This is a genomic window from Ensifer adhaerens, assembly GCF_001270265.1.
GTDB classification, from domain to species: Bacteria; Pseudomonadota; Alphaproteobacteria; order Rhizobiales; family Rhizobiaceae; genus Ensifer; species Ensifer adhaerens_B.
The window spans coordinates 1-3595 of the sequence record NZ_LGAP01000071.1 but is presented as its reverse complement, the minus strand read 5'-3'; the positions used below and the strand labels follow the sequence as shown (position 1 = coordinate 3595).

At 67.3% G+C, this 3595-nt stretch carries 1 protein-coding gene; it reads left to right on the top strand.

What is annotated here, in order from left to right; genetic code table 11:
* Positions 1–194 precede the first annotated feature (194 nt).
* Positions 195–3595 (top strand): calcium-binding protein (locus AC244_RS34675; RefSeq protein WP_082367352.1); only part of this gene is annotated, 3401 nt, incomplete at its 3' end.

Genomic DNA, 3595 nt, shown 5'->3' with positions numbered 1-3595 from the left:
CGGATGCCGGCATGGGACAAGGAATGGGCCAGCCGCAACGGGTGCCGGCGGAGTAGCCGGCACGCCAGGCCGAGCATAGCGGCGATTGAAGCCGCCCTTTGGCGGCGGAGCTGAGCAGACGCGAGCGAGCGACACGAGGCCAGGGTGCAAGACGAGCTCCGCGATCGGAGCCAGCACCGGCCGAGGAGGATGTCATGGACGAGAAGCTCATCCTGGAGCGACCCGACAGCCAGCAGGCGGTCGCGCCGATGAACCGTTACGAGATCGCCGACAGGCCGGAGCGCAAGCGCGGCCGGCTGCTGCTGTCGGCGCTGTTTCTCGGTGGCCTCGGCTCGGTGTTTGCCAGCCGCGACGAGGCCGACGGCAATGCGCCGGCGCATCGGCCGGGGCTTGGCGATGGTGGGGCGATGGCGCCGGTGGACGAGCCGCAGACCGGGCCGGATCTGGCCGGCGCGCTCGATGTCATCGAGAATGTCGCCGACTATTTCCGCGAGCTGATGGCCGACTTCGCGCTGACGACCGGCACCGTTCCAACGGTTATGGGGCGGCTGCGCGCCTCGGTGCGGCTGTCCTTCGACGAAGGCCGTCCCGATACCGGCTTTGTCGACGACCGGCCGTTGCAGCAGTCCAAGCGTTCGGCCAATGACAACGGCCTGCCGGACTTCGATTTTCCCCGGCTGTCGTCCTTCGGCAACCTGCCGTCGACCGGCGGCCGCAATGACGATGACGATGATGACGATGATGACGACGGCAATGGCAACGGCGGCAACAACAACGGCGGCAATAACGGCGGGAATAACGGCGGCGGGAACAACGGCGGGAACAATGGCGGCGGCAACAATGGCGGCGACGATGATGACGACGACGATGACGGCGGCACCCGCTCGAACCGGCTGCCGGTGGTGGCCGGCCGCAACATCCTTGCCAACGGCTTCATGAACCTGTCGGCGATCATCCTGCTCGATGATCTCCTGGCCAACACCCTCGATGCCGACGGCGACCGGCTGACGATCGCCAACCTCACCGTCTCTTCCGGTTCGGTGCGCGCCTATGCCGACGGCATGTGGCTCTATACGCCGGCGCGCGGCGAGATCGGCGAGGTTACGTTCAGCTACACCGTCTCCGACGGCAGCGGCAGCGTTGCCAATGGCGCGCTCTTGGCGCTGCTCGACTGGCCGGCCCATGAGATCAAGGGCACCGAAGGACCGGACGTGCTGATCGGCACGCCGCGTCCCGACATCATCGCCGCCCTTGGCGGCGACGATAGCGTCTATGGCCGCGAAGACGACGACCTGATCCTCGGCGGCAGCGGCAACGACACGCTCTTGGGCGGCGACGGCGACGACACCCTGCATGGCGATGACGGCGATGACCGGCTGTTCGGCGGCAACGGCGACGACATCCTGTTTGGCGGCGACGGCGACGATCGGCTCCATGGCGAGGCCGGCGACGACATCCTCATCGGCGAGGCCGGCGACGACACGCTCTCGGGCGGCAGCGGCGACGACCGGCTGTTCGGCGAGGACGGCAAGGATAGTATCGAGGGCGATGCCGGCGACGATCTCGTCGATGGCGGCACCGAGGACGATACCCTTGCCGGCGGCAGCGGCGACGACACGGTTCTGGCCAGTGCCGGCAACGACGTCATCGTCACCGGCGCGACCAGCGACGAGACCCGCCAGGCGCAGCCATCGCCTGCCAACAGCGAAGACGACGGCGACGATAGCTATAGCGGCGGCACCGGCTTCGACACGCTCGATGCCAGCGCCAGCACCGAGACCATCGTCGTCGACCTCGAACAGGGCACCGCCACCGGCGAAGAGATCGGTAGCGACAGGCTCGACAGCATCGAGGCGGTGATCGGCGGCACCGGTGACGACCAGCTTGCCGGCGATGCCGCCTGCAACACCCTCGTCGGCAATGACGGCAACGATGTCATCGACGGCCGTAGCGGCAACGACACGCTCTCCGGCGGCCAGGGCAACGACACGCTGGCCGGCGGTAGCGGCAATGACACCATCCTCGTCGAAGCACCGGCCTGCGTGCCCGGGGAAACGAGCGACGGCAACGATAGCTATAGCGGCGGCGCAGGCAACGACACGCTCGATGCCAGCGCCAGCACCAAGACCATCGTCGCCGACCTCGAACAGGGCACCGCCACCGGCGAAGAGATCGGATCGGATACGCTCGACAGCATCGAGACGGTGATCGGCGGCACCGGTGATGACCAGCTTGCGGGCGATGCCACCTGCAACACCCTCGTCGGCAATGACGGCAACGATGTCATCGACGGCCGTAGCGGCAACGACAGGCTCTCAGGCGGCCAGGGCGACGACACCGTCGCCGGCGGTAGCGGCAATGACACCATGCTCGTCGAGGCACCGGCCTGCGTGCCCGGGGAAGCAAACGACGGCGACGATACCTATGATGGCGGCGCAGGCAACGACACGCTCGATGCCAGCGCCAGCACCGAGACCATCGTCGCCGACCTCGAACAGGGCACCGCCACCGGCGAAGAGATCGGGTCGGATACCGTCGACAGCATCGAGGCCGTCATTACCGGCTCTGGTGACGACCAGCTTGCCGGCGATGCCGCCTGCAACACCCTCGTCGGCAATGACGGCAACGATGTCATCGACGGCCGCGACGGCAACGACACGCTGGCCGGCGGCCAGGGCAACGACATCGTCGCCGGCGGTGCGGGCGACGATACGGTGATCGTCGTCGCCATGATCGAGACCGGCAACGGCACCGCGACGAATGATGGCACCGATAGCTATTCGGGTGGTGATGGTATCGACACACTCGATCTCTCGGCTCTGGTCCAGGAAGTCCTTGCGGACATTGAGACCGGGATCGCCGAGGGCAACGAGATCGGCACGGACGTGATCGATGGCTTCGAAATCATCGCCGGTGGCCAGGGGGGCGACCGGCTGTCGGGTGGGGCCGGCAACAACATCCTGTCGGGTGGCTCCGGCAACGATGTGCTGCGCGGCCGCGGCGGCGACGACATTCTCGTCGGGGGTGCCGGCAACGACACGCTGGAAGGCAATACCGGCAACGATACCTTCCTCGTGGTGATCCCACCGGATGCGAGCGGCAGTGACGGCAACGACCTGATCGACGGCAATGAGGCGGTCGACACCTACGACGCGTCGGCGGCGACCCAGGCGGTGGTGATCGACCTCGACCGCGGCACGGCGGAGGGTGCCGAGATCGGTTCGGACCTGTTGACCGCGATCGAAGGCGCTGTCGGCGGCAAGGGCGACGATGTGCTGGTGGCCGACACTGCCGTCAACTTCCTCGCCGGTGGCGACGGCGCCGATGTCTTCGTCTTCCGCTCGGTGGCATCGCTTGCCAATGACGGCAGCGGCCGCGACGAGATCCGCGACTTTGAGGTCGGCGACCGCATCGACCTGTCGAAGATCGCCGAAGCCGTCGGCGGCCTGGTCTTTGCCCAGTTCGCCTCCGACGGCCAGACACCGCCGGTGCACCAGATCACCTTCTATCACGAGGCCTTCGGCGACGGCGAACGCACCGTCGTGCGCGCCGTCGTCAACCTCGAACGCGACGAGGATCTCGAATTCCTGATCGC